This window comes from Georgenia sp. G2120 (assembly GCF_055326485.1).
This window is the reverse complement of record NZ_JBUZNL010000027.1, coordinates 1-5,163: the sequence shown is the minus strand read 5'-3', so window position 1 is coordinate 5,163 and position 5,163 is coordinate 1. Positions and strand designations below refer to the sequence as shown.

At 61.6% G+C, this 5,163-nt stretch carries 1 protein-coding gene, 2 rRNA genes and 1 pseudogene; 1 reads left to right on the top strand and 3 read right to left on the bottom strand.

What is annotated here, in order from left to right; translation table 11 throughout:
• The first annotated feature begins 132 nt into the window (after positions 1 to 132).
• On the top strand, positions 133 to 1,440 hold the full coding sequence (locus ACZLMO_RS16640) for an ISL3 family transposase (RefSeq protein WP_425713489.1): 1,308 nt from the start codon (positions 133 to 135) through the stop codon (positions 1,438 to 1,440).
• A gap of 91 nt (positions 1,441 to 1,531) precedes the next feature.
• On the opposite strand, the pseudogene ACZLMO_RS16635 reads toward ACZLMO_RS16640, so the two are convergent.
• The 3 genes and pseudogenes from ACZLMO_RS16635 to ACZLMO_RS16625 all read right to left on the bottom strand — a co-directional run.
• A pseudogene (locus ACZLMO_RS16635) lies at positions 1,532 to 1,672 on the bottom strand (DUF2437 domain-containing protein); the annotation flags it as partial.
• 81 nt (positions 1,673 to 1,753) lie between these two features.
• A 5S ribosomal RNA gene (gene rrf, locus ACZLMO_RS16630) occupies positions 1,754 to 1,870 on the bottom strand.
• A gap of 175 nt (positions 1,871 to 2,045) precedes the next feature.
• Positions 2,046 to 5,146, bottom strand: a 23S ribosomal RNA gene (locus tag ACZLMO_RS16625).
• Positions 5,147 to 5,163 lie beyond the last annotated feature (17 nt).

The window sequence follows — 5,163 nt, the reverse complement described above, 5'->3', positions numbered from 1 at the left end:
GGCTCTTCCGGATTGAGGGTGTAGACGGCCTGGCGCGGTGGTGAGCGAGGTGCCGGCGTGTCAGCGTCCAGATAGGGGTCGAGGTCTTCCGATGATGGGGGTTCTCACGCCACCCACCGGGAAGACCTCGACGTGCCTGACGCTACCTTCGCCCGCCCTGATCTGACCACGTTCGCTCGTCTGGACGAGCTCGGCTTGGAGGTCGTCGGCCAGCGCATCGAGCCTGGTCGGGCGGTCCTGGCCTGCAGGGTCGTCGAACCGGACAGCTGGTGCCGGCGGTGCGGGTGCGAGGGCGTCGCGCGGGACACCGTCACGCGCGAGCTCGCTCACGAGCCTTTGGGGTGGCGTCCCACGACGCTGGAGGTGAGGGTGCGTCGGTACCGGTGCACGGGCTGCGGGCACGTGTGGCGTCAGGACACGACCGCCGCGGCCGAGCCGCGCGCTCGGCTCTCCCGCCGCGGGTTGCGGTGGGCGCTGGAAGGGATCGTGTGCCAGCACTTGAGTGTCGCTCGTGTCGCCGAGGGGCTGGGGGTCTCGTGGAACACCGCCAACGCCGCGGTCCTGACCGAAGGACGCCGCGTCCTCATCGATGATCCGACCCGGTTCGACGGCGTCAGCGCCATCGGTGTCGACGAGCATGTCTGGCGCCACACCCGCCGCGGCGACAGGTTCGTGACCGTGATCATCGACCTCACCGCTGTTCGCGAGGGGACCGGCCCGTCCCGGCTGCTGGACATGGTCGAGGGCCGCTCGAAACACGCCTTCAAGCAGTGGCTCGCGGGCCGGCCGCAGGACTGGCGCGACGGGGTCGAGATCGTCGCGATGGACGGCTTCACCGGGTTCAAGACCGCCGCCGCCGAAGAGCTGCCCGACGCGGTCGCCATCATGGATCCTTTTCACGTGGTCCGCCTCGCTGGCGACGCGCTCGATGACTGCCGGCGCCGTGTCCAGCAGGACACCTGCGGGCACCGGGGCCGCAAGGGCGATCCGCTCTACGCCGCCCGCCGGACCCTGCACACCGGCGCCGACCTGCTCACCGAGAAGCAGTCCCAGCGCCTGGAGGGCCTGTTCGACGGCGACACCCACGTAGCGGTCGAGGCCGCCTGGGCCGTCTACCAGCGCATGATCGCCGCCTACCGCGTCCCCGACCGCGCACATGGTCGCCAGCTCATGGCCCAGCTCATCGCCTCCGTCAGCTCCACCGTGCCAGCCGCCCTGACCGAGCTGCGCAAGCTGGGCAGGACCCTGAAGCGCCGCGCCGCCGACGTGCTCGCCTACTTCGACCGGCCCGGCACGTCCAACGGCCCCACCGAGGCCATGAACGGCAGGCTCGAGCACCTGCGCGGCTCGGCCCTCGGCTTCCGCAACCTGACCAATTACATCGCCCGATCACTACTCGAGACGGGCGGATTCCGACCCCAACTACACCCTCGAATGTGAAGAGCCGCACATCGTTGCCGAGCTCCTCGGCGTGCGCACGGTAGTTGCGCCCGACGCAGACGACGGCACGGGGGTGGACCGGGGCGAGCAGAGGAACGCCGTCGAGATCTCCCACCGACCGTCCGGTCGCCTCCAGGTCGACGAACGGGGTACCGGTTGCGGCACGCACGGTCTCACCGTCAACTATTCCCCATGCCGGCCGACCGGAGTCGACATATCGAACGATGCGCATGCTGTCCTCTCCGTCGATGCAGATGACCCGGGTACGCGAAAGGCCCCCACCGGTGTGGTGGGGGCCTTTCGGTAATGGTGTGTACGGCGGTGTCCTACTCTCCCGCACGGTCTCCCGTGAAGTACCATCGGCGCTGAGGGGCTTAGCTTCCGGGTTCGGAATGGGACCGGGCGTTTCCCCCTCGCTATTGCCGCCGTAACCTGGCGGAACCAATCATCCAATTATCAACCCACACACACGCAGCCAACCCGCAAGGGGTGTGCTGGTGTCTGGGGGTGGGTGGTTCCAGAACCGTACAGTGGACGCGCAATTGTTGATGTGTTGTGCTCGCTTCTCAACCAGTCACCACACACAGAGTTCGTGTGGGGCGTGGTGTTGGAAGTTGTCGGCCAATTAGTACCGGTCAGCTTCACGACTTTCGCCGCTTCCACATCCGGCCTATCAACCCCATGGTCTATAGGGGGCCTTCCCACCCAAAGGTGGTGGAAACCTCATCTTGAAGCAGGCTTCCCGCTTAGATGCTTTCAGCGGTTATCCCTCCCGAACGTAGCCAACCAGCCATGCTCCTGGCGGAACAACTGGCACACCAGAGGTTCGTCCGTCCCGGTCCTCTCGTACTAGGGACAGCCCTTCTCAAGTTTCCTGCGCGCGCAGCGGATAGGGACCGAACTGTCTCACGACGTTCTAAACCCAGCTCGCGTACCGCTTTAATGGGCGAACAGCCCAACCCTTGGGACCTACTCCAGCCCCAGGATGCGACGAGCCGACATCGAGGTGCCAAACCATGCCGTCGATATGGACTCTTGGGCAAGATCAGCCTGTTATCCCCGGGGTACCTTTTATCCGTTGAGCGACGGCGCTTCCACAAGCCACCGCCGGGTCACTAGTTCCGACTTTCGTCCCTGCTCGACATGTCTGTCTCGCAGTCAAGCTCCCTTGTGCACTTGCACTCAACACCTGATTGCCAACCAGGCTGAGGGAACCTTTGAGCGCCTCCGTTACTCTTTAGGAGGCAACCGCCCCAGTTAAACTACCCACCAGGCAATGTCCCTGATCCGGATCACGGACCGAGGTTAGACGCTAGTAACGACCAGAGTGGTATTTCAACGATGACTCCACACACACTGGCGTGCATGCTTCACAGTCTCCCACCTATCCTACACAAGCCGCAACCAACACCAATACCAAGCTATAGTAAAGGTCCCGGGGTCTTTCCGTCCTGCTGCGCGTAACGAGCATCTTTACTCGTAATGCAATTTCGCCGAGTTCATGGTCGAGACAGCGGAGAAGTCGTTACGCCATTCGTGCAGGTCGGAACTTACCCGACAAGGAATTTCGCTACCTTAGGATGGTTATAGTTACCACCGCCGTTTACTGGGGCTTAAATTCTGAGCTTCACCCGTGAGGGTTGACCCGTCCTCTTAACCTTCCAGCACCGGGCAGGCGTCAGTCCGTATACATCGTCTTGCGACTTCGCACGGACCTGTGTTTTTAGTAAACAGTCGCTTCTCCCTGGTCTCTGCGGCCCGCCAGGCTCACACCCGCAAGTGGTGATCACCCATAGGGCCCCCCTTCTCCCGAAGTTACGGGGGCATTTTGCCGAGTTCCTTAACCATGATTATCTCGATCGCCTTAGTATTCTCTACCTGACCACCTGAGTCGGTTTAGGGTACGGGCGGCTAGTCCCTCGCGTCGAGGCTTTTCTTGGCAGCAGAGGATCACCACTTTCCACCATACGGTGTCATCATCCGGCCTGAGGCTATATGAGACACGGATTTACCTGTGTCTCGCCCTGCACCCTTGAACGATCCAAGCCATTAGGATCGCGCGGCTACCTTCCTGCGTCACCCCTGTTAATACGCTTACCTACTACCGGATCGGGTCCCACGCGCCCCACCATCTCGCCCCGAAGGGCAATGACAGTGGTTTGGGTGGTTAGCATCACCGGACTCGGTATGGGCGGTCCTTCGCCGGTCACGGGAATATCAACCCGTTGTCCATCGACTACGCCTGTCGGCCTCGCCTTAGGTCCCGACTAACCCAGGGCGGATTAACCTGGCCCTGGAACCCTTGGTCATTCGGCGGACGGGGTTCTCACCCGTCATTCGCTACTCATGCCTGCATTCTCACTCGCGTAGGATCCACCACTGGGTCACCCCGCAGCTTCACCTCCCACGCGACGCTCCCCTACCCACCACAACCCCTGAACCAAGGCTAGGGACATGCTGTGGTGCCACGGCTTCGGCGGTGTGCTTGAGCCCCGCTACATTGTCGGCGCGGAATCACTTGACCAGTGAGCTATTACGCACTCTTTCAAGGATGGCTGCTTCTAAGCCAACCTCCTGGTTGTCACTGCAACTCCACATCCTTTCCCACTTAGCACACGCTTAGGGGCCTTAGCCGATGATCTGGGCTGTTTCCCTCTCGACTACGAAGCTTATCCCCCGCAGTCTCACTGCCACGCTCACACTTACCGGCATTCGGAGTTTGGCTGACGTCAGTAACCTTGTAGGGCCCATCGGCCATCCAGTAGCTCTACCTCCGGCAAGAAGCACGCAACGCTGCACCTAAATGCATTTCGGGGAGAACCAGCTATCACGAAGTTTGATTGGCCTTTCACCCCTACCCACAGGTCATCCCCTCAGTTTTCAACCTAAGTGGGTTCGGTCCTCCACACGCTCTTACACGTGCTTCAACCTGCCCATGGGTAGATCACTTCGCTTCGGGTCTAGAACGCGCGACTCATACGCCCTGTTCGGACTCGCTTTCGCTACGGCTTCCCCACACGGGTTAACCTCGCCACACGCCACTAACTCGCAGGCTCATTCTTCAAAAGGCACGCCGTCACCCCAACTGTGGAGGCTCCGACGGATTGTAAGCATCCGGTTTCAGGTACTATTTCACTCCCCTCCCGGGGTACTTTTCACCTTTCCCTCACGGTACTAGTCCGCTATCGGTCACCAGGTAGTATTTAGGCTTAGCAAGTGGTCTTGCCAGATTCACACCGGATTTCACGGGCCCGGTGCTACTCGGGAACACACCCACACCACACACGCCACGGTACGCCTACAGGGGTCTCACCCTCTACGCCAGGCCTTCCCAGACCTTTCAGCTCCCACAGCACTGCACAGTGCTCCTTCCGGCAGGAAGGAACGGACATGCCCCACAACCCCGCACGCACAACGCCTGCCGGCTATCACGCACGCACGGTTTAGCCTCATCCGCTTTCGCTCGCCACTACTCACGGAATATCTCTTCCTGCGGGTACTGAGATGTTTCACTTCCCCGCGTTCCCTCACACGCCCTATACATTCAGGCGCGCGTGACCACCCATGACGGTGGCCGGGTTCCCCCATTCGGACATCCACGGATCACAGCTCGTTTGCCAGCTCCCCGCGGCTTATCGCAGGCTACAACGTCCTTCATCGGCTCCTGGTGCCAAGGCATCCACCGAATGCTCTTAAAAACTTCCAACCACCACCACACAACCA